General features: G+C 47.7%; 19 protein-coding genes, 1 tRNA gene and 1 pseudogene. 10 read left to right on the top strand and 11 right to left on the bottom strand.

What is annotated here, in order from left to right; genetic code table 11:
* Positions 1–229 precede the first annotated feature (229 nt).
* The 4 genes from DXA36_RS13315 (at position 230) to DXA36_RS13300 (ending at position 5,000) form a co-directional block, all read left to right on the top strand.
* Positions 230–889 (top strand): GNAT family N-acetyltransferase, encoded by a 660-nt coding sequence (locus tag DXA36_RS13315; protein WP_182479063.1) that lies wholly within the window; start codon positions 230–232, stop codon positions 887–889.
* A 159-nt stretch (positions 890–1,048) separates the two neighbouring features.
* Entirely contained in the window at positions 1,049–3,406 is a 2,358-nt protein-coding gene (locus DXA36_RS13310) for an ATP-binding protein (protein ID WP_118679942.1), read from the top strand.
* Between the two features lie 312 nt (positions 3,407–3,718).
* Positions 3,719–4,279 carry a hypothetical protein gene (locus DXA36_RS13305; protein WP_147366593.1) on the top strand — a complete coding sequence of 187 codons (561 nt, stop codon included), beginning with the start codon at positions 3,719–3,721 and terminating at the stop codon, positions 4,277–4,279.
* 58 nt (positions 4,280–4,337) lie between these two features.
* On the top strand, positions 4,338–5,000 hold the full coding sequence (locus DXA36_RS13300; RefSeq protein ID WP_118679938.1) for a topoisomerase DNA-binding C4 zinc finger domain-containing protein: 663 nt from the start codon (positions 4,338–4,340) through the stop codon (positions 4,998–5,000).
* Between the two features lie 92 nt (positions 5,001–5,092).
* On the opposite strand, the gene DXA36_RS13295 is transcribed toward DXA36_RS13300, so the two are convergent.
* From DXA36_RS13295 to DXA36_RS13275, 6 genes and pseudogenes are all read right to left on the bottom strand, one after another.
* On the bottom strand, positions 5,093–5,443 hold the full coding sequence (locus DXA36_RS13295; protein WP_118679936.1) for a DUF2200 domain-containing protein: 351 nt from the start codon (positions 5,441–5,443) through the stop codon (positions 5,093–5,095).
* A 7-nt stretch (positions 5,444–5,450) separates the two neighbouring features.
* Positions 5,451–5,645 (bottom strand): hypothetical protein, encoded by a 195-nt coding sequence (locus DXA36_RS13290; RefSeq protein WP_118679934.1) that lies wholly within the window; start codon positions 5,643–5,645, stop codon positions 5,451–5,453.
* The gene (locus tag DXA36_RS13285) at positions 5,645–6,070 is read right to left on the bottom strand and encodes a VOC family protein (RefSeq protein ID WP_118679932.1); all 426 of its coding nucleotides are present in this window, start codon (positions 6,068–6,070) and stop codon (positions 5,645–5,647) included. The genes DXA36_RS13290 and DXA36_RS13285 overlap by 1 nt, the downstream gene beginning before the upstream one ends.
* Positions 6,071–6,091: 21 nt before the next feature.
* On the bottom strand, positions 6,092–6,376 hold the full coding sequence (locus DXA36_RS34230; protein ID WP_182479065.1) for a DUF1905 domain-containing protein: 285 nt from the start codon (positions 6,374–6,376) through the stop codon (positions 6,092–6,094).
* A gap of 39 nt (positions 6,377–6,415) precedes the next feature.
* Positions 6,416–6,748, bottom strand: a pseudogene (locus tag DXA36_RS34225) (iron chaperone); the annotation flags it as partial.
* Between the two features lie 452 nt (positions 6,749–7,200).
* Positions 7,201–7,280: transfer RNA gene (locus DXA36_RS13275), tRNA-Leu, on the bottom strand.
* A 364-nt stretch (positions 7,281–7,644) separates the two neighbouring features.
* Here DXA36_RS13275 and DXA36_RS13270 point away from each other — a divergent pair.
* Positions 7,645–8,301 (top strand): GOLPH3/VPS74 family protein, encoded by a 657-nt coding sequence (locus tag DXA36_RS13270; RefSeq protein ID WP_182479062.1) that lies wholly within the window; start codon positions 7,645–7,647, stop codon positions 8,299–8,301.
* 133 nt (positions 8,302–8,434) lie between these two features.
* Positions 8,435–8,692: a helix-turn-helix domain-containing protein gene (locus tag DXA36_RS13265; protein WP_118679926.1), complete on the top strand. Its 258-nt coding sequence runs from the start codon at positions 8,435–8,437 to the stop codon at positions 8,690–8,692.
* A gap of 42 nt (positions 8,693–8,734) precedes the next feature.
* Here the strand turns inward: DXA36_RS13265 and DXA36_RS13260 are convergent, their stop codons facing one another.
* From DXA36_RS13260 to DXA36_RS13250, 3 genes are all read right to left on the bottom strand, one after another.
* On the bottom strand, positions 8,735–9,358 hold the full coding sequence (locus tag DXA36_RS13260; protein WP_118679924.1) for a DUF47 domain-containing protein: 624 nt from the start codon (positions 9,356–9,358) through the stop codon (positions 8,735–8,737).
* 119 nt (positions 9,359–9,477) lie between these two features.
* A complete protein-coding gene (locus DXA36_RS13255) occupies positions 9,478–10,530 on the bottom strand; it encodes an inorganic phosphate transporter (RefSeq protein ID WP_118679922.1) in 1,053 nt (350 codons plus the stop codon).
* 216 nt (positions 10,531–10,746) lie between these two features.
* Positions 10,747–11,343, bottom strand: coding sequence for a cytidylate kinase-like family protein (locus DXA36_RS13250; RefSeq protein WP_118679920.1), 597 nt, complete (start codon positions 11,341–11,343; stop codon positions 10,747–10,749).
* A 115-nt stretch (positions 11,344–11,458) separates the two neighbouring features.
* Here DXA36_RS13250 and DXA36_RS13245 point away from each other — a divergent pair, with 115 nt between their 5' ends.
* Complete coding sequence (locus DXA36_RS13245; protein ID WP_118679918.1) at positions 11,459–13,771, top strand: sensor domain-containing phosphodiesterase; 2,313 nt, start codon at positions 11,459–11,461, stop codon at positions 13,769–13,771.
* 47 nt (positions 13,772–13,818) lie between these two features.
* Here the strand turns inward: DXA36_RS13245 and DXA36_RS13240 are convergent, their stop codons facing one another.
* Together DXA36_RS13240 and DXA36_RS13235 are read right to left on the bottom strand one after the other, a co-directional pair.
* On the bottom strand, positions 13,819–15,174 hold the full coding sequence (locus tag DXA36_RS13240; RefSeq protein ID WP_118679916.1) for an MATE family efflux transporter: 1,356 nt from the start codon (positions 15,172–15,174) through the stop codon (positions 13,819–13,821).
* Between the two features lie 234 nt (positions 15,175–15,408).
* Positions 15,409–16,248, bottom strand: coding sequence for an AraC family transcriptional regulator (locus DXA36_RS13235; RefSeq protein WP_118679973.1), 840 nt, complete (start codon positions 16,246–16,248; stop codon positions 15,409–15,411).
* A 301-nt stretch (positions 16,249–16,549) separates the two neighbouring features.
* Between DXA36_RS13235 and DXA36_RS13230 the strand changes: the two genes are divergently transcribed.
* The 3 genes from DXA36_RS13230 (at position 16,550) to DXA36_RS13220 (ending at position 19,453) form a co-directional block, all read left to right on the top strand.
* Complete coding sequence (locus DXA36_RS13230; protein ID WP_118679914.1) at positions 16,550–17,500, top strand: calcium/sodium antiporter; 951 nt, start codon at positions 16,550–16,552, stop codon at positions 17,498–17,500.
* Between the two features lie 96 nt (positions 17,501–17,596).
* A complete protein-coding gene (locus DXA36_RS13225) occupies positions 17,597–18,826 on the top strand; it encodes a 6-phosphofructokinase (RefSeq protein ID WP_118679912.1) in 1,230 nt (409 codons plus the stop codon).
* A 288-nt stretch (positions 18,827–19,114) separates the two neighbouring features.
* On the top strand, positions 19,115–19,453 hold the full coding sequence (locus DXA36_RS13220) for a HEAT repeat domain-containing protein (RefSeq protein WP_118679910.1): 339 nt from the start codon (positions 19,115–19,117) through the stop codon (positions 19,451–19,453).
* Positions 19,454–19,632 lie beyond the last annotated feature (179 nt).

Raw genomic sequence — 19,632 nt, 5'->3', positions numbered from 1 at the left:
ATCAAACACGAATTTAAAGGGTGAAATAAGAATTAACTAATACATTTTAGGGGTTTGAGAAAAATACTTCTTGACTTTACAGTTAGTGTAAAGATTATTATAGCGTTAACAGGAAGCGGGAGTCAAGGACGAGTGCCCGCAGGCGCATGGAAAACGTAACAGTTCAGACGGCAGTGGGATGAGTTATGCGGCGCCGGAATGCTGTAAAACAAAAAAGGAGCGTATGGCTATGGAAAACAGAGGAACGGGTATTGTATACAGAGAACTGGAAAAAAGGGATTATAAGGCGGTGGAGGATATTATAAGAAAAACCTGGGGTTATGATAAGCTCAGCCCCAATCCGAAGGATGCGCGGCGGATGGCCGCTTTATATCTGCGAAGCTGTCTTGCGAGAAAGACATTTTCCAGAGTGGCGGTAAGAGGGGATAAGGTACTGGGAATCATTATGGCGCGCAGCGAGGCGGCAGGAGGCCGGATCCGCCTGGGGGATGATCTCCGCCAGACTGCGGCGGCCCTGCATCTGCTCACAACCAAAAGCGGGAGGCGGATCGGACGCATGTTTTCCGGCTTTGATAAAACGGATCAGGAGCTGCTGAAGGAATGCGGACGCCGCTTTGACGGGGAGCTGGTTTTCTTTGCCCTTTCGGAGGAGGAAAGAGGGAAAGGGACGGGAAAGCAGCTGTTATTACGGGCACTTGCCTATCTGAAGGAGGAAGCGGTTTCCGAATTTTACCTGTACACGGACAGCACCTGCAATTATCCGTTTTATGAAAGCCAGGGATTTCTGCGGCGCGGGGAAAAGACAGTGGATTTCAGACCGGCTGCGGATTATACGCTTCATATGTTTATTTACAGTTACTCATTCGGGAAAGCTGATTCTGCTTCCTGACAGAAGGAACTCCCTGCGCAACAGTTCAGACGGCCCTGCTGCTTTCTGTGCCTCCATCTGGTTCCAAAGGCTTGTTTTTCCCATGCAGAGATGGTAAGATGACCATAAACTATCGGTTCACGGAAAGAACAGGATAGAATAAAACTGACGGAGCAGGGTATGAAGGCAGGAAAAACATCTAATAGAAAACAAACCGCAGCCATGGCCGCCGGGGGAGCCGCGATGGTGCTGCTGGTACTGTTTCTGCTGGTATGGATGGTGCGGGAGGACAGGAAGGAAACCAACAGGACCATCCTGGAAATCAGCGATATCTATCTGGCGGAGATGGCCGATCAGATGGCCGGTCATTTTGATACGACAATGGCGAGCCAGTTTACCCGTGTAGGCAGTGTCATGACCAATATCGAACCCAGGAATCTGGAATCGCAGGAAACGCTGCAGCAGTTCATGGCGGAAAAGCAGCAGAACAATAATTTTGCATTCCTGGCGATGCTGGATGAAAAAGGGAATTACTACTCGGCGGATGGCTGTTATCCTGCGGCGGAGGTTATCGAAAGTGCGCAGGCACTTCTGGACGGACAGCCCAAATGCATGGAGTCCAACCGGACCCTGCTGGGACGCCAGATAATCCTTATTTCAGCGGTGATGGAACCTATTCCCTTCGGAGACACCCGGATGGTGGCGGCTATTGTGGGGATGGAGCCTGCCTATCTGAGCGAGAGACTGTCCCTGTACCGGGAAGGCGCCAATGCTTACGGGAATATTATAGACAGGGAAGGCAGCTATATCCTGCGGTATGAAGGAAAGGAAGAAGACGGTGAAAATGTCCTGGATTTTCTGGAAAGCAACGCTGTGTTTGATGACGGGTATACTTCCGATATGCTCAGCAGGGAGATCAGAGAGGGAAAAACGGGAGTGACGGCATTCACTCTGGACGGGGTGCATAAATATCTGTATTATATCCCCCTGTCCGTGAACGGCTGGTATATGTGCGTAAGTATGCCCTATGGAAAGCTGGATGAAAGGATCAGTGAACTGAGCGGCGGCATGACCCGGATGGCGATGGGGATCATCCTGATTATTACAGTCGCATTACTCAGTATATTCATTGGCTATGCCATGATTATAAGGCAGAAAAACCGGCTTCTTGCACGGGAAAAAAGCTCCACGGAGCAGGCACTCAGGCTGGCGGAGGAGGCCAGCCTGGCTAAGAGCGAATTTTTATCCCGGATGTCCCATGAAATACGGACGCCGCTGAACGGTATTATCGGGATGAACCACATTGCCATGCATAACCTGGAGAACCGGGAAAAGGTGAAGGACTGCCTCCATAAGGTGGAACTGTCCTCCGGCCAGCTGCTTTCCCTTCTGAATGATGTGCTGGACATGACGAAAGTAGAGAGCGGCAAAATTGAGCTTTGCGTGGAACGTATGGAATTCGGGACAATGCTGGAGCAGCTTGCCGCGATTGCCGGTTCCCAGGCGGCGGAGAAAAATATCGATTTCCGTATGGAGACGGAGATGGACAGGGATACCGCCTATCTGGGGGATTCCCTGCGCATCAGCCAGATCATCAATAACCTTCTTTCCAATGCTTTTAAGTTTACGGAACCGGGGGGACGGGTAAGCCTCCGTGTACGGGAAACGGATGTCAGGGAAGGCCTCCGCCGCCTGCAGTTTACAGTGGAGGATACCGGATGCGGGATCCGTGAGGAAAATAAGGAAAAAATATTCCGGCCCTTTGAACAGGAGTGCAGTGCCACCGCAAAGAAATACGGCGGCACCGGCCTTGGGCTGGCTATCAGCAGGCGACTTGCGGAGCTGATGGGAGGCAAGCTTACGGTGGAAAGCCGGCTGGGAGTGGGCAGCTGTTTTACCGTAGAAATCCCTTTATGGGAAGCCGGGGACGGGGAGCCTGCGCTGCAGGGAGCGGGACAGAAAGAGAGAGAGCCGGAAAATCCTTCGCAGGGAGCGGCGCATTCGATGCATCAGGGGAACGGGCAGGATAATCCGGCGCCTGAAGTCTCTCCGGAAGAAAACGGGGATTTGCAGGACAACGGAGCGCCTGCCGATACCGGAACACCTGCCGATACCGGAGGAGTGAAACCGGAGGGCAGAGCTTTTGAAGGCAAACGGATCCTCATCGTGGAGGATAACGAACTGAACCGGGAAATTGCATCCGAATTTATCCATATGATGGGGGCGGAATCAGAGACGGCGGAAGACGGGAAAAAGGCAGTGGAAAAGTTCGCCGCCTCCCCTGTGGGCTATTATGATATGATTCTTATGGATATTCTCATGCCGGAGATGGGCGGCTACGAAGCTGCCGGCCTTATCCGTTCCATGGAGCGCAGGGATGCGGGTACGGTTCCGATCCTCGCCATGACGGCAAATGCTTTTGCGGAGGATGTGGAAAAGAGCAGACAGGCGGGTATGAACGCCCATATCAGCAAACCTGTTTCTGCCGAACTTCTGTATGCACAGATGGATAGGTTTTTTCGGAAGGAAGATTCCTGAGAAATAAATAAAGTCCCGGAAACCAGAGAATGCTTAGACGCAATTGAAAGCTACCTCTTGTCATTTCTCACTGATGATAGTGACCAAGACATAGATACACTCATATCTAGTACATTTGGCGATTTTCTTGCTACCGCAAAAGAAAAAGAACGCTTGAAAATCATATTCACAACAATCAGAGAGCATATACTGAACACGATTAGTAGCGCAGATAAGCGATCGGCTTTTAGTCGCACATTGCTTGGAACAAAACAACTCCTTGAATTAGAAAATTGGGTTAATGAAAACTGTGATGGGCTAATGAGCTGTGAGATGACATCAGAAATTCTACAGTTAATTATTCAAAAACTGATTGAATACAGTGAAAACAAATGTCTGAGGGCAGTGATAACAGCAGAATCAATACCCATTATGGCCAATATGTGGATTGATGGAGCTTCGTATAAGCAAATTTGTGATTATGCATCTGAAAATGATGTCAAGATTATCCGCAGGAAAAAGGAAGGAGATATACAGCTTGGAGAAATCATTGATATTTGCGATGATGGGTTTGGATATGCCTCAACACTCATTATTAATGCGATCGCTGAGCTCATGCAACTACATTACGAAGAAATCGAAGACACATGTAGGCTGCTGGGTGAACTAAGCAGGCAGATGCGATATGGCCTTCCATCTAAAAAGAGTATTATTATTTATGAATCAGGTTTTGGCGATAGAGTTATATCTTTAAGACTTGCAGCGGTACTTTCAGGGGTTCCAATAAAAAACAAAAGGCAATTTCAAAAGGTGGCAAAAGAAAGAAAAGACGTTTTAATGGAAACCCTGACTGGGTTTCCTCGAATATTTTCAGATAGAGTATCTGAAATATAATAATTAACCTGAGTTCTGTATTGTTAATCGCACTTGACTATAAGAGGAGGAGTCGTTCATGGGTATATTTGATAAATTGTTCGGCAAGAAAAACGATGAAAGCGAAAGTCCAAAAGCTAAGCCAGAGCCAAGGGCCAATACTGTTTCGAATTCCCCGCATGTGGATGTTCGAATCTCATGTGGCAGCTGTAATGGCTATTATAAAATCCGTGAAGGGAAATATGGTGTATTTGCAGGATGTTCTAATTATCCGACATGCAAATCAACATTGAATATTCCCGACTTTATATTAAAGTATATACAAAACTATGGATTGAACATCTATCGCTGGGAAAAGGAATGCTATAAATGCAAAAAGAAAACGCCAGTTTATTCTTATTATCTTGATTATGATCTTGCTGATTTGGACGAACTCTTTAGCCTAGGTGGCCCCACAGTTGGATTGGGGGATTTAAGTTATATTGATGATTTGCTATCAAAGCAAATATCAACTATTCAGTTACGCTATAGCAATACCACAAAATCAAAATATATGGCTAATATATGTGAACATTGCGGCGCATTGCAAGGTAGGAATTATGTTGTGGATGATCCACATGAAATCATTGGTGAACTTTGGCATGATCGGGATATGGGAAAATATCTTTATACCAATATCAAAATAAAAGATATAACTCCGCTTAAAATGGATATTAAGCAACTATATGCCCAAGAAGAATAGTTACCTATATTTACGGGTTGAGTATGAGGAACGCTCAATTGTAATAAATCCGCTCCGTACAAATACGAAGCGGATTTATTACGGTTTCACATTCAATTCTTTAAAACCTTCTCCATCGGTTTGCCTTTCGCTAATTCATCAACCAATTTGTCAAGACAACGGATTTTCTGCATGAGAGGCTCTTCGATGTTCTCTACACGAACGCCACAGATTACGCCTGTAATCTTATGTGCATTAGGGTTGATTTGCGGGGCTTCAGCAAAGAACGTCTCAAAATCAACCTCTTTTTCAATTTGCGCCTGCAATCCACTGTCGTCATAGCCCGTCAGCCAGCAAACCACCGTGTCGAGTTCCTCTTTGGCACGGCCCTTCTTCTCCACTTTTTGAATATACATGGGATAAACGCTTGAAAATGTCATCTTATATACACGCTCGTTGTCCATTATATTTTTATCCTTTCTCCTCCTGTGCTTGTTCCTTCTCGATCAATGTCAGCGCAATTTTCAGAGCGGCGATTCGCCGTTTAAGAAGAGTCTGTTGTGACTTGCCCAGTTTGGCGGCGTCCATCTTCTTGCACTTATACAGCGTGGTCAGCAAAGCGCGATGCGCTTCGCGGAGCTCGTCAGGAGTAAAGCCTGCCGGCATCAGCCTTGCTCCTGTTTCGGCTGTTCCTCGGCGACAACATTCCAATTCACGCCGAACTGATCCGTTACGGCGGCATGGAATACGCTGTAGAACGTTTCGGTCGACGGAAGTGTCACTTCGCCGCCTTGGCAAAGCGCATCGAAGATAACCTTTGCCTCCTTGCCCGTGGGCACGGCAGCGGTCAGCCTGATGTTGCCCCCTTCTTTGACCGGTGTTGCTTCATCCGCAAACCAGACATTCGTACCACATATTGTCATCTCGGCGTGCATCACCCAGGTGCGCATAAGCTCCGGCGGGGTCTTGGAACCCTCCGGCATATAGTCTCCATAAGGCAGGACTTTCGGCTCGCCACAATGGAATATTGCGCGGTAAAAATCCAGCGCGTCATTGCAGTTACCGTTAAACACAAGATAAGGTGTAATCATTATCAGCTCTCCTTCTTTATTTTATTTCCTCTCCGTTATCTTAACGGTCACCGGATCGCCAATTTGCTTGCCGATTTTTGCCCGGATGTCCTTTCGGATACCGATGATATAGCAGACAGAGCCGTCCGGGTTCTTCACTCCCATGTTCACGACACTGCCATCGTAAGGCTCGCCGTCAAATGTTGCATGGACTTTGACACGTCCCTTGCCGAATTCCCCACGGACATCGTATGGAAATACAACATAGGCGCCGCATTTATCGGTGGACTCAATGATTGCATCATATTCATAAGTTTTATCATTCATCTTATTCTTTTCCTGGACGCAGGCCACACGCCATCGCGCCATGTCCGCTATCAGCTCAAAGTCAATGGGCTTGTCAAACGGAAACTGAACCGCACCCTTCGTCCTGTGATACCCAGTCAGGCGTTCTTCAAAGGGCGCAAGGGACAAATCGCCGGGATAGATGCCAATATGCTTTTGAAACGCCGCAAAGTGGATAATGTTCTCGCCTTGCCAAAATGTAGGCATCTGCCAGGAGATTTTCTCCACGGCATCTGGTGCGGTAGCGCGGATGGCTTCACGCACTTTATGCAAAATCAGCTGAACTGCCGCAGGCTGGCCGGCGATATATTCATCAATCGTATTTAATTTACCGCAATAATGGTCTTGATTCATCTTCTTGAACTCTTTGCCACATTCCGAGCATCTCCACATAATAACACCTCTCTTGCCAAAGTGTACATACAATCCACTTTTTTAATCCGCTGGTTTAATATCAGATCACTCTATCAGTTTAACTGCCTTTTTCTCAGTGAGACAATATTGTTTATTATAGGCAAAAAGCTTTTTATTTACGCATAGAATTTACCCGAAACACTACTGTAAACCGTGCAAAGTCCACAAGGGTGAATCAGAAGTTCGGCGATAAAGGTACGTGTAAATGTAATGTCATAAGTTAAACAACATCAGCGGTTAATTATTTTGGTTTTAAATAGAGGGTGCCGCTCAATCATCTCTATTCAATGATTTTGCGACACCCTCTGTACGCTGTTGTATAGTACGCACCTTCTCTCCTTTTTCTCTAAACAAAATCATGTTTAAGTAAGGACATTTCGGTGTTAAATTCATGCGGTTAACAGGACTTGAACCTGCATGGTCTCCCACCAGAACCTAAATCTGGCGCGTCTGCCAATTCCGCCATAACCGCAAATCACAGCATAGGAATGCTGTCACGGTCTATATTATACCGTGGCAGTTTCTGGCTTGTCAATAGTCAGGAAGGAAAAAGACAGGACAAAGCGTATCAACCGTTACAGTTAACGCCCCCTGTGGTGCTGCCGCGTGGTTTTGCCCTCCGGCTTTTCCCACAGGCTGTTATTCGTCCTCCTGTTGTAAGACTTTTTTCCTGCTTATTCGTAATAGTTATTGACAAAAGGGAAGAGAACGAGTATATTGTAAGTAGCAAGTGATAAGTAGTAAGTAATAAGTGGTAACCTATACACATTATGCAGGAAACGGCAATCGGCAAAACCGATACGGTACTGTTTTTTCTTAAAGGAGGAAATGACAGAATGAAAGAACTTGGATTAACACAGCAGTATTTATTATGCGCATTGAATAAAAATGGGAAACTGTCCGCCTGGTCGGTGGAGCAGCAGGTATGTCTTACAGGAGGAGCGTTACTGGAATTGATGGGTGCAGGCTGCTGCGAAGAAGAGGGAAAAAAGATTGCAGCAAGGAAGGAACCCGGAGAAGAGAGAAGCTATTTACGCCCTTTTTATGCTTATCTGGCGGAGAAACCCAGAAAAATCAGTACGATAGCCTCTGATTATGCATTTTCTTTTACGGATAAAAGGATAAAGGAGCTTGTATACAGCGTGGGCGGATCGTTGGTAAAGGAAGGCTGCGCGAAGGAAGAAAGCAAAGGGATACTGGTGGAAAGCCTGCGTTTTTATCCGGAGGAGGGATGTGTGGATAACGTTATCCAGCAGCTCCGGGCGGAACTTCTGGAGGAGGGCGAGGTGAGCGATGATATCGCCGCTTTGACGGCTCTTTTGGATACAAGCGGGCTTTTAAAGCAGTATTTCAGTAAATATGAATCGGAACAGTTGAGGAAGCGGATCAAAGAGGTCAGGGAATCGGAGCAGGGAACCACGGTTAAGAAAATGATGGAGTATGTGGAGACAATGATTATAGCGGTCAGCATATCGGGAAGTGCCGCCACCTGATTCCTTCGTTTAAAAAAGAAACGTGAAAACAAATATAAAAGCTGCTGATGAAAAGAAGAAAGCCGGCAAAGAAAAGGCTGTAAATAAAAAGACAGTAGATAAAAGACAGTAAATAAAAGGCAGGGTGAGGAAAATGGGCAGGCAAAGAAGTCTGGAAACAATACAGACAGCTGAATTTGTTACCATTGGGGAATTGGTTCGTCTGACGGAATCCCGTTACAGCACGCTTAAATTTTATACGGAGGAGGGCATGATTCCTTTTGAACAGGCAGAAGAGAATCTCACCCGCAGATACCGGAGGGAGGAAGCGGTATCCCGGATCCGGGAAATTAAGCAGATGCGGGAGGACGGCATGGCTGTGCCGGAAATAAAGAAGGCGCTTGGTGTATAAAAAAGCGCCTTCTGTTTTGCATAAATGCTGCGGGCAGGGGGATCAGCTGTATTTCAGGAGGACGGCTTCCACCACGTCGGCGGCGTCTTCACATTTGTCGCAGCATTTTTCCATACGGTTGTAGATGGTGGTCCAGGCAAGGATCTCCACAGCGTCGGCCGGTTCCGTATAGAGCCGGTGCATGGCCTCCGTATACAGGCGGTCGCCGGTTTCCTCCAGATGGTTGATATCGATGATCATTTCCTTAATCACTTTGGATTTACGGAAATTCTCAAATTCCAGCATCAGCTTTTTAAGGGAATAGCAGCAGTCATTGATGATGGAAACAAAGGATATGGCATCCTCCCGTAACGAGGTGATCCCGAACATGTACAGCCGAAGAAGGACATCCTCCAGGCTGTCGGTCACATCGTCCAGGGCTTTGGAAAGCTCCAGGATATCTTCCCGGTCGATGGGGGTGATAAATTCCTTCATGAGCTTTTCCAGGAGTCCGTGCTTGGCAATGTCCGCGGTATGTTCGATATTATGCAGAGATTCGATATGGACAGCCAGCTGGGCGGGATCAAAATTCAGAAAATCCTCCTTCAGCATATCTGCGGCCTGGCAGGAATAGGTAACCGCTTCTACAAACATCTCAAAATAATTATTTTCTTTTTTACGTGCCATGATAGTTTCCTTTCTTGAGGGCTTGAATTATATTTGCAGTCTGCTTCCATAATCTTGATGGCCTTTCGGCCGGCTGCTTTCCTGCATGATGCTGTCCGGTGAACCGGGCATGGGGGACTTCAGAAGAGGAATAAAAATAATTTTGCGAAAAGATAACCGATAATGCCGCAGCCCGGGAAGGTCAGTACCCAGGTCAAAACCATTTCCTTCACTACGCCCCAATTTACGGCGGAGAGCCTGCGGGAGGCGCCCACGCCCATGATAGCTGTTGTTTTTGTATGCGTGGTGGATACCGGGATTCCGGTCAGGGAGGAGAGCAGCAGGCATACGGCACCCGCCATATCTGCGGCAAAGCCCTGGTATTTTTCCAGCTTGACCATATCCATACCCACGGCTTTGATGATACGGTAGCCTCCAATGGAGGTTCCGAGAGCCATTACCATACTGCAAAGGATCATGAGCCAGAGAGGGATTTGGAAAGAGGTGACCCCGTCCTTCCCGCCGGCAAGAAAGATCCCCAGCATGAAAACCCCCATAAATTTCTGGCCGTCCTGCGCACCGTGCATGAAGGCCATCGCCGCCCCGCCGGCGATCTGCGCCCCTCCGAAAAAGCGGGTGGTACCGCATCTGTCCCTGTGTCTGCAGGAAAACTCCACGCCCTTAGCGGAAAGCCAGCCCAGGGCAAAACCAAGGAGCGTGGAAAGGATCAGGCCGTAAATAACCTTGATCCATTCGGAAAGCTGGATGCCTGCCAGACTGTTATGCATGGCGATAGCGGCACCGGAAAGCCCGGCAATCAGGGCATGGCTTTCACTGGTGGGAATGCCGAACCACCATGCTGCGGTGGCCCAGGTGACAATAGCCACAAGCGCCGCACACAGGGCTACCAGGGCCTGCTCCGGGTTTCCCCCGAAATCCACCATATTATAGATGGTGGAGGCGACGCTGGCATTTATCATAGTCATTACAAATACACCGAGGAAATTAAAGACAGCAGCCATGATGATGGCATGCCTGGCGCTGATGGCTCTGGTAGATACACAGGTGGCAATGGCATTGGGCGCGTCGGTCCAGCCATTGACAAGAATGACTCCCAGGGTCAGCAGGGCGGTGATGGCAAGGGCGGGATTGGATAGAAGCTGCGAGAGAAAAGCAGAGAAGCTGATAGTCATTTCTTTACCCTTTCTTAACATGTATTAAACGTGCAATTTACATTGCCTATTATATAGGAAGAAAAAGAAAAAACCATGCCTGCGGCGCCTATTTTACATACTTTTTACAAAGGTTAAAAAGATGCCAAAAAAAGAAGAATTTCCGGGAAAAAGGACCCGGAAATTCTTCTGTAATGCTGCGGGGCTTTGCCTGGCAAAGACAGTTTCTCCCCATACTTATTTAACCAGCGAACAAATCAGGCGGACGCATTTATCAACGCCCAGGGTAGTACTGTTAAGAACGAGGTCATAGCTTTCCGCCCGCCCCCATTTTTTGTCGGTAAAAAAGTTGTAGTAGAGGCTTCTGTCCTTATCCCTTTTTTTGATCAGGGATTCCGCTTCACGGGAGGAGATGTTCTGCCGTTCCATAATCCGTTTGACGCGTTCCGGCATATTGGCACGTATGAATATGGAAATCACATCCGGATAGGACTCCAGTACGGAATCGGCACATCTGCCCACGATGATGCAGGATTCCTTATCTGCCAGCTGACGGATGACCTGGGACTGTACATTGAACAGCATATCATTCATAGGCAGCCCGAAGCCGGTCATTTCATTGGAATAATCCGAAGGCACGGTATACAGCCAGGGATTGGCCCGCTTTTCATCCACAGGCTTCAGGTGCTCCATTCCGATACAGCTCTTTTCGGACGCCATTTGAATCAGCCTGCTGTCGTAGCATTCGATTCCTAGTTCACGGGCGGCAATTTTACCGATTTCATGACCGCCGCTGCCGAACTGCCTGCCGATTGTAATAATTGTGTTTGCCATATGAAAACCCCCTTTTCTATGGAAAGAAACACACGCCATAAGTGACCTTGCCGGTAACAGGGAAGGTATGGAACAGTTACCCTTCTTACTATTATAATACCGCAAAAAGGAAGGGATGAAAAGACATTGCTTTTTTTCCTGTGCTATTTATAATAGAGAGATAGAAGGAACAAAAAATACGAAAAGGCAGGTTACGGAAGAGATGGACGGATATGTGGGACTGTCCGGGGAGTCGGCAGTTTTTACCCATATGCTGGAGAAGTATGCACTGGGTTTTTCCGAAAAGCTGACGTTGGAGTCAAATGAAGATTTTATTTATCTGAGCGATCCGGTTACCTATGAGCTGTACCTGATCAATGTGGTTGATCCCGGCAAGATAAAACGGACATGGGGAGATTACCAGGGAAAAAAATGCTATCAGGTACTGCAGGGCAGGACGGAGCCTTGTCCTTTCTGTACGAATGACATCCTCAGCAGAGAGCAGTATTATATCTGGAAGCATCATAATGATATCATCAACGGCGACTATATTCTGAAGGACAAGCTTGTGGAATGGGAGGGGAAAACAGTCCGAATGGAAGTGGTCATGGATGTTTCCGGGCCGGAGAGGACGGATGAGGTGCTGCAAAGAAGCCTGAACGGACAGAATGTCCTTGCCTCCTGCATGCGTTCCCTGCTGGATCAAAAGGAGGCCTCAGGAGCCGCCAGGGAGCTGCTTTCCAAGATGTGCCGCTTTTTTGGAGCGGAAGAAGGGTTTATGCATTTTTTTATCCAGTCGGGAAAGGTGATCCGCTGGGATCAGAAGCAGGAGACAATACGGACGATGGATAAAAAACTCCCCTCCTTCCGGCTTCGCTCCTATTGGGAGGAGCTTCTTGCCGGCGGGAAGCAGGTTATCGTCAAGGATGCTGCGCAGCTGGCCGGGAGGGATGATACCAGCTATCAGGTGCTGAAGGAGAGCGGCACGCAATCCTTCTGCCTCACCCCTATTTGTGCGGGGAAACGGCTCCTGGGATTTATGGGCCTGAAGAACATTACCAGATACTGGACGGAGCTTTCCCTGCTGAACATGCTTGCCGATTATACTTCCGCATTCCTGATGAAGGAAGAACTGAAGCTGGAAAATCAAAGAATCATGTATTATGACGGGACCACAGGGTATCTGAATTTCGAAGGCTTTAAAAAGAATGCGCTGAAACTGTTACAGGAAAATACCGATAAAAAGTATGTCCTGTGGTACTCGGACCTTAAAAAATTCAAATACATAAATGATGTATTCGGTTATGAAACGGGGGACAAATTCCTGAAGTACTGGGCGCAGTCCATTGCCCGGACCATGGAGCCGTGGGAAACCTTCGGGCGTATTTCCGGGGATAAATTTGTGGTACTGCGATGCTACAGGGATGAAAACGAGCTGGAGAGGCGCTTCCGGAATATGGCGGATACGCTGGAGCTGTTTGCTCAGGATTATAAAGGCGTGCGCGTGGAATTCGCCTGCGGGGCCTATCTGATGGAAAATCCCGAAGACAGGCTCAGTCTGAATGAAATGCTGGACAGGGCCAATATGGCGGAAAAAAGTGTCAAACCTCTGTCCGGCAGCCATATGGCTGTGTACAGTGAATCTATGCGAAGCAGTGCGGTCAACGAAATGCAGATGGAATCGGCGGTACGGGAAGCTATGGACAGGGAGGAGTTCGTTATGTACCTCCAGCCCCAGGTATCCCTGAGACCTGCGCGATGCCTCCGTGCGGAAGCGCTTGTCCGGTGGAAAGGGACCGACGGCTGTCTTGCATATCCTTCTGTATTTATCCCTATACTGGAGCGGGAAGGGATTATTGCAAAACTCGACCGGTATATGTTTGAGCATGCCTGCCGGTACGTGCAGGACTGGCGGGAAAAGGACGGCAGGCCGCTGTGTGTCACGGTAAACGTATCCCGCATGACCATGCTGCAGCCCGATTTTGTGGAAAGCTTCAGCCGGATAAAGGAAGCATACCATATTCCCCGGGGAGGTATTGAGCTGGAATTCACCGAAAGCGTTATTGTGGAAAATCATGAGGTGTTCCGGGAGATTGTGGACGGGCTGAAGGAAGCGGGTTTTCCCTGTGCCATGGATGATTTTGGCGCGGAACAGTCCTCTTTGAATATCGTAAAGGATATCCCCATGGATGTTCTGAAATTTGACAGACGGTTTTTTGAAAAAGGGAAAGAGGATGAGAGAGGGCTGGCTGTGATTTCCTGTATGATGAAGCTGGCGGAGGCCCTGAACATGGAAACGGTGGCCGAAGGCGTCGAGGACAGCGAACTGGTGGAGCTGCTGAAAAAAATGGGCTGTGACTATATCCAGGGATATGTATTTTCCAAACCCATGCCCGCAAAGGATTACCAGGCCTTTCTTGCGGAATTTTCCGCCGCCTCTGTTACGTGACAAATGGACAGAAAAAAGGATCCGGCTGCCGGATCCTTTTTTTCTGTTTATGTAAGGCCCCGGCTGCGCTTCAGCCAGTTGCCTCTCAAATAATAGACGATGAACATAACCGAGGTTACCGTCCAGGTCAGCGGATAGCTGAATGCCACCGTAGAAACCTCCGGACGGAACGGGACAATCACGAGAATCCAGATGACGCGCAGGACGCAGATACCGAAGCAGGTAAGGAGCATGGGAATGATGGAATCCCCGCAGCCTCTTGCCGTACCCCCCAATATCTCGATACAGATATAAGTGATATAGCTCGGGGAAATGACGGCCATCATATGAAGCCCGATGTCGATAACACTGTCGTCCGAGGTAAACAGCCGGAAGAAAATCCGCCCTCCCAGCAAAACGACGGCACTGAGCAGAACACTGGTAAAAGCGGCCATACCCAGGCAGACCTTGACGCTTTTATGGATTCTGTCGTATTTGCCGGCACCGAAATTCTGACCTGCAAAAGTAGTAATTGCCACGCCATAGGCGCCCATGATCATCCAGAAAATCCCGTCAACCTTTCCGTATGCGGTCCATGCGGCAATCGTATCCGTACCGAACGAGTTGATGCTGGCCTGGATGATCAGGTTGGAAACGGAATACATGGTGGACTGCAGCCCGGCCGGCAGCCCTATACGGATGATATGCTTCAGAATCCCCGGCGTAAACCGGATTTCCCGCACACGAAGCTTGTAGGAATCCTCGGCCCGTATCAGGGCCGCAAGAACCATAACCGCGCTCGCCACCTGGGAAAGAGAAGTGGCTATCGCCACGCCTGCCACACCCATTTTTAAAACTACCACAAAGAAGACATCCAGAATAATATTTATTAAACACGATATAATCAAAAAATACAACGGACGCTTGGCATCCCCCACCGCACGGAGGATACCGGATCCCATATTATATAACAAAGAAGGGATGACACCCAGGAAATAAATACGCATATAAGTCAGAGAAAGCTTCATGATATCATCCGGCGTATTCATAAGCTGAAGAGCTGCCCCCGCAAAAAGAATGCCAAGAACCATAATAACAGCGCCCCCTGCAAGAGAAAGGGCGATAGAGGTGTGTACGGCTTTTTTGACATCGGAATGATTTTTAGCCCCATAAAACTGGGATATAATAACGGTAGCACCTGAAGAAAGCCCTACGAAAAAGCCAACCAGCAGGTTGATCAGAGTGGACGCAGGCCCTCCTACCGCAGCGAGCGCCTCTTTCCCTACAAAATTACCCACGATTACAGCATCGGTGGTATTATAGAGCTGCTGAAAAAATGTCCCGAAAAGAATGGGAAAAAAGAAAAGCAAAAGCTGCTTCCAAATAACCCCTTCTGTAATCTGATTTGCTGTCTGCTTTTTCATACATTCCTCCTGCCCGTTTGACCGGTGTAAATAACAGCCTGAAAGCGGCTTCTTCCTATTATAAAGGGTTTATTTGGGAAACTCAATAGCCGTTTACGGGGAATTTTTCCGGACAACAAAACGATTGTTACTGTTCGCTTCGTAATCAGTAACAATCGTTTTGGATGCGGCTTAATGATGTGCGGTTTTACGGCGGGAAAGCCGGTGCCGCAGAGCCTGTGATGTGACTTGGGATTACACCTTCTCTACAGGTATCCAAATCTCGTTATAATCATCTTCCGGGTTCTCGCATAATGGTGTATACATTTCAATATTGTAGTTACCCGCAAGCTTATATGTTTTGCATGAGGGCAGCCATTCACTCCATATCTTTGTATTCACATCCTGTAATGCTTTCGGTAATGCACCATGGCAGGGGAATATAGCCCAGGTACCTGCAGGAATTACTTTTGTTACATAATCATCCGGAACCTCATTCCATGGAATATAATTATCGGCAATTAAGTAATCAAAGTTCTTTCCGTCAATGTCCATACATATTCCGTACATACCACATACCGTCTTGTTTTCCAAGCTTGTCATATGCTCCTTCCAAAACATGGGGATTTCGTCATAAGCAGTTTCCGTATGGAACCTGCGCAGCTTTCCCATTACTGTAAACTGTGACTTTTCAACAATTTTGTACTCTAACATAGTACCGCCCTCCAATGTGAGTTTTATTTTCAGTGGAGCAAAGGAATTCAGGTTGCTGCCTTGCTCTTTAGCAGCAGAAGGAGTTATTCCATGGAACTTTGTGAATGCCCGGGTGAAGCTGTCCGGTGATTCGTAACGATATTTCAGGGCAACATCAATCACTTTTATATTAGTAGAACATAGCTCCTGGGCAGCAAGTGTCAGACGGCGGTTTCGGATATATTCACCAACTGTGAATCCGCATAGTACATGAAAGATTTTTTGGAAGTAAAAGCTTGATACATAGGCTTTGCCGGCAATATCATTGATATCCATATCTTCCGTCAGATTATCTTCTATATATGCTATCGCATTGGTAATACCCTCATTCCATCCGTTCATAAACATCCTCATTCCTTGTCACACCGTAATTATATTATAGGAATATGCGTGTGTATTTTCCCTGCATTTCCTGTTCTTTTGTGTCGGGCTGTAATTGTTCCCCGTATGAAAGAAGCTGTCAGCCTATGGATAGGATTATACATTTTTTCCACAGGCAAGTCACTAATAAATTAATGAGATAACTTATCCATGATTCGGAAGAGAAGCGATACTAATCCGCTTGACGGATCGGACAGAGGAAAGGTATACTGAAAACTGTTCGTCAGAATGTGATAAAAAAGGCGATTTGGAGGACTGGTAAATGGTTTCAGTAATTTTATTATTTGTTGCAGGGCTTGTGTTAATCTGCTTCGGCGGAGACAAGCTGGTGGATGCGTCGGTGGCACTGGCTAAAAAGATCGGGATCCCCCAGATTGTTGTGGGGGCTACGATAGTGAGCATAGGTACAACCCTGCCGGAGATCCTGGTGTCTACGACGGCGGCTTTTGATGGTTCTGCCGCAATCAGCGCGGGGAATGCTTTCGGCTCGATAATATGTAATACGGCCTTAATCGCGGGTTTTGCCCAGCTTATCCGGCCGGTAAAGAAGGTGGAATTCACCTCACTTGCGTGGCGGTGTCTGTTTTTCTTCGTTTCGATATTGGCCTTGACTGCATACGGCTGGTTTACCGGAAGCTTTGACAGGCTGAGCGGAATTGTGCTTCTGTGCCTGTTTTTACTGTACGCATGGCTGAATATGGTGCGTGCCAAATCCGAAGAGGAGGTCACGGCAGAAACCGAAGAAAGCCTGGCGGAGCTGAAAAAGATATCCCTTCCCCGGAACCTCATGATGCTGGCGTTCTGTGCGGTGCTTTTGTTTTTAGGCGCCAACCTGCTGGTGGACAACGGTATCATCATTGCCGGCTATCTGGGGGTGCCGGAGCGTGTCATCGCCGTAACCGCCATCGCTCTGGGGACGTCTCTGCCGGAGCTGGTAACGACGATTATGTCCCTGATTAAGGGATGCGAAAACGTGGGGCTGGGAAATATTATAGGGGCCAATATACTGAATATGCTGCTTGTAATCGGTATTCCCGCCACGATAACCGGTATGGAACTGGAAATGCAGACCGTACGTGTGGACGCACCTCTCGGGGCGCTGCTCATGGCCGTGCTCATCCTGCCTATCCTGTTCCGGAAAAAAGGGAGCCGTGTCCAGGGAGCCGTGCTTTTAGGCATATATGCCCTTTACTGCGCATTCAACTTTTTCTAAGACTTGCACTTGTAATAGGGAAATGAATCTGCTATAATTTTAACGATCTATGCAAAGAAAACTATTTTTTTAAGAATTTTAAAAGGAGATGTCAAAATGAGAGGAAACATTGTAGTTGGACAGTCCGGCGGACCGACAGCCGTAATCAACTCTTCCGTTGCAGGCGTATACGCCGCAGCCAAGAAGCTTGGAGTAAAGAAAATCTATGGTATGGTTCATGGTATTCAGGGATTCTTACAGGACAACCTGATCGACCTTGGAGAGTATCTGGATGACGAAACAGGTATCGAATTACTGAAGAGAACTCCTTCCGCATTTTTAGGCTCCTGCCGTTTTAAAATGCCTAAGATTGAAGGACATGAGGAAGTATATGAGAAAGTATTTGAAATCATGGAAAAGCATGACATTGAATGTCTGTTCTATGCAGGCGGAAATGATTCCATGGATACGGTGAAGATGCTGTCCGATTATGCAGCAGCTCATAACAAACCCCAGCGCTTCATGGGCGTTCCCAAGACGATTGACAATGACCTGCCGGTAACCGATCACTGCCCCGGATATGGTTCCGCAGCTAAATATATCGCAACCAGCATGAAAGAAATCATCCGCGACAACGAATCCTTTGGTGTGGAGAAGCCCACCATCTGTATCGTGGAGATCATGGGCCGCCATGCAGGTTGGCTGACCGCAGCAGCAGCTCTGAGCCGCGGGGATGACTGTACCGGACCGGATGCAATCTACCTTCCTGAAGTTACCTTTGATATGGACAAGTTCATGGAAAAGGTAAAACATCTGGCAGCAACCAAATCCTCCGTTGTAATCGCTGTTTCCGAAGGAATTGCTCTGGCTGACGGACGTTTCGTATGTGAACTGGGCAATGCTTCCGATTTCGTGGATGCATTCGGACATAAGCAGCTTTCCGGCTGTGCCGCTACTCTGGCTAACAAAGTGGCTGCGGAGACAGGACTGAAGACCCGTGCGGTAGAATTCTCCACCCTGCAGCGTGCTGCTACCCATCTTGCTTCCCTCACAGATATCAACGAAGCCTTCCAGGTGGGACATGATGCGGTTGTTGCTGCAGAAGAAGGAAAGACCGGCATGATGATCACTCTGGACAGAAACGGAGACGATCCTTACCAGTGCGGTACCAGCGCTTATGATATCCATGCAATTGCCAATGTGGAAAGACCTGTTCCGGCAGAATGGATTACCGAAGACGGCTGTGATGTGAACGAAGGCTACGAGAAGTATGCAAGACCTCTTATCATGGGTGAACTGCAGCCGCTGTATATCAACGGTGTTCCCCGTCATCTTGTTAGAAAATAATAAGTATAGAAGCTTTATGGAAGAAGCAGTATCGGTTAACCGGTGCTGCTTCTTCCGTTTTTATACAAATTATATAGATGACAGTACTTTTTTAGTCGGATTTATAGTATTTTTAGAACATGGACACAATTTAGACACATTTGGGGTATACAGTTATATATATCGAGTAAGACACCGGCTGTGCTGACCTGAATATAAGCCAGAATAGCAGGCGCTTTACCAAGAGGGCGGGCATTTGACGGATGTGGCAAAAGCCGCAGCCCCGAGAAAATTCAGGAGGCGGTCAAGATGAGTGATCAGAAAGAATTAGCAAAAATCCAAAAATTTGTAGAAAAGAAAAAAACAGCTCCCATTATTAAAATGATGGGTAAAGCGGACAGCGATGTACTTGTAGCTGCATTGGAAGCATTGGGATCGATAGGAGATGAGGACTCTTTTAATCAGATTACTCACTATCTCGAGCATGAAGATGCACGGGTAAGGGTTGCAGCCTGCAAGGCAGCGTTGGTTATTGATACGGAATATATGAAGACCAGGGTCAGACATCAGCTGATGGTAGAGGCGGATCCGGAAGCCAAGAAGCAGATACAGGATGCGCTGAACAGTGCAAAAGAAACCAGAGTCTGAAACGGATTGTACATAACGAATGAGGTGGCTGTAGGAAAGGCGGCGTAATACGTTGCTTTACCTACAGCCATTTTTTGTACGGAAGGAATCGCCCGGATACCGTTCAAGGCCCTTTGTGCCGTGAACGGTATCCGGGCGATTTCCGGGCTTGACAAGAGGAAACGGATGGAGTATGATTT

Origin of the sequence: Eisenbergiella sp. OF01-20 (genome assembly GCF_003478085.1) — a bacterium.
Classification (GTDB): domain Bacteria; phylum Bacillota; class Clostridia; order Lachnospirales; family Lachnospiraceae; genus Eisenbergiella.
The sequence above is the reverse complement of the archived record's forward strand: the minus strand, read 5'-3'. Positions and strand labels throughout refer to the sequence as shown.

Bases quoted from the DNA above. Each gene is read 5' to 3' on its own strand.
- DXA36_RS13315 (WP_182479063.1), top strand. From the start codon at position 230: ATGGAAAACAGAGGAACGGGTATTGTATACAGAGAACTGGAAAAAAGG.
- DXA36_RS13310 (WP_118679942.1), top strand. From the start codon at position 1,049: ATGAAGGCAGGAAAAACATCTAATAGAAAACAAACCGCAGCCATGGCC.
- DXA36_RS13305 (WP_147366593.1), top strand. From the start codon at position 3,719: ATGACATCAGAAATTCTACAGTTAATTATTCAAAAACTGATTGAATAC.
- DXA36_RS13300 (WP_118679938.1), top strand. From the start codon at position 4,338: ATGGGTATATTTGATAAATTGTTCGGCAAGAAAAACGATGAAAGCGAA.
- DXA36_RS13295 (WP_118679936.1), bottom strand. From the start codon at position 5,443: ATGGACAACGAGCGTGTATATAAGATGACATTTTCAAGCGTTTATCCC.
- DXA36_RS13290 (WP_118679934.1), bottom strand. From the start codon at position 5,645: ATGCCGGCAGGCTTTACTCCTGACGAGCTCCGCGAAGCGCATCGCGCT.
- DXA36_RS13285 (WP_118679932.1), bottom strand. From the start codon at position 6,070: ATGATTACACCTTATCTTGTGTTTAACGGTAACTGCAATGACGCGCTG.
- DXA36_RS34230 (WP_182479065.1), bottom strand. From the start codon at position 6,376: ATGAATGATAAAACTTATGAATATGATGCAATCATTGAGTCCACCGAT.
- DXA36_RS13270 (WP_182479062.1), top strand. From the start codon at position 7,645: ATGAAAGAACTTGGATTAACACAGCAGTATTTATTATGCGCATTGAAT.
- DXA36_RS13265 (WP_118679926.1), top strand. From the start codon at position 8,435: ATGGGCAGGCAAAGAAGTCTGGAAACAATACAGACAGCTGAATTTGTT.
- DXA36_RS13260 (WP_118679924.1), bottom strand. From the start codon at position 9,358: ATGGCACGTAAAAAAGAAAATAATTATTTTGAGATGTTTGTAGAAGCG.
- DXA36_RS13255 (WP_118679922.1), bottom strand. From the start codon at position 10,530: ATGACTATCAGCTTCTCTGCTTTTCTCTCGCAGCTTCTATCCAATCCC.
- DXA36_RS13250 (WP_118679920.1), bottom strand. From the start codon at position 11,343: ATGGCAAACACAATTATTACAATCGGCAGGCAGTTCGGCAGCGGCGGT.
- DXA36_RS13245 (WP_118679918.1), top strand. From the start codon at position 11,459: ATGAAAAGACATTGCTTTTTTTCCTGTGCTATTTATAATAGAGAGATA.
- DXA36_RS13240 (WP_118679916.1), bottom strand. From the start codon at position 15,174: ATGAAAAAGCAGACAGCAAATCAGATTACAGAAGGGGTTATTTGGAAG.
- DXA36_RS13235 (WP_118679973.1), bottom strand. From the start codon at position 16,248: ATGAACGGATGGAATGAGGGTATTACCAATGCGATAGCATATATAGAA.
- DXA36_RS13230 (WP_118679914.1), top strand. From the start codon at position 16,550: ATGGTTTCAGTAATTTTATTATTTGTTGCAGGGCTTGTGTTAATCTGC.
- DXA36_RS13225 (WP_118679912.1), top strand. From the start codon at position 17,597: ATGAGAGGAAACATTGTAGTTGGACAGTCCGGCGGACCGACAGCCGTA.
- DXA36_RS13220 (WP_118679910.1), top strand. From the start codon at position 19,115: ATGAGTGATCAGAAAGAATTAGCAAAAATCCAAAAATTTGTAGAAAAG.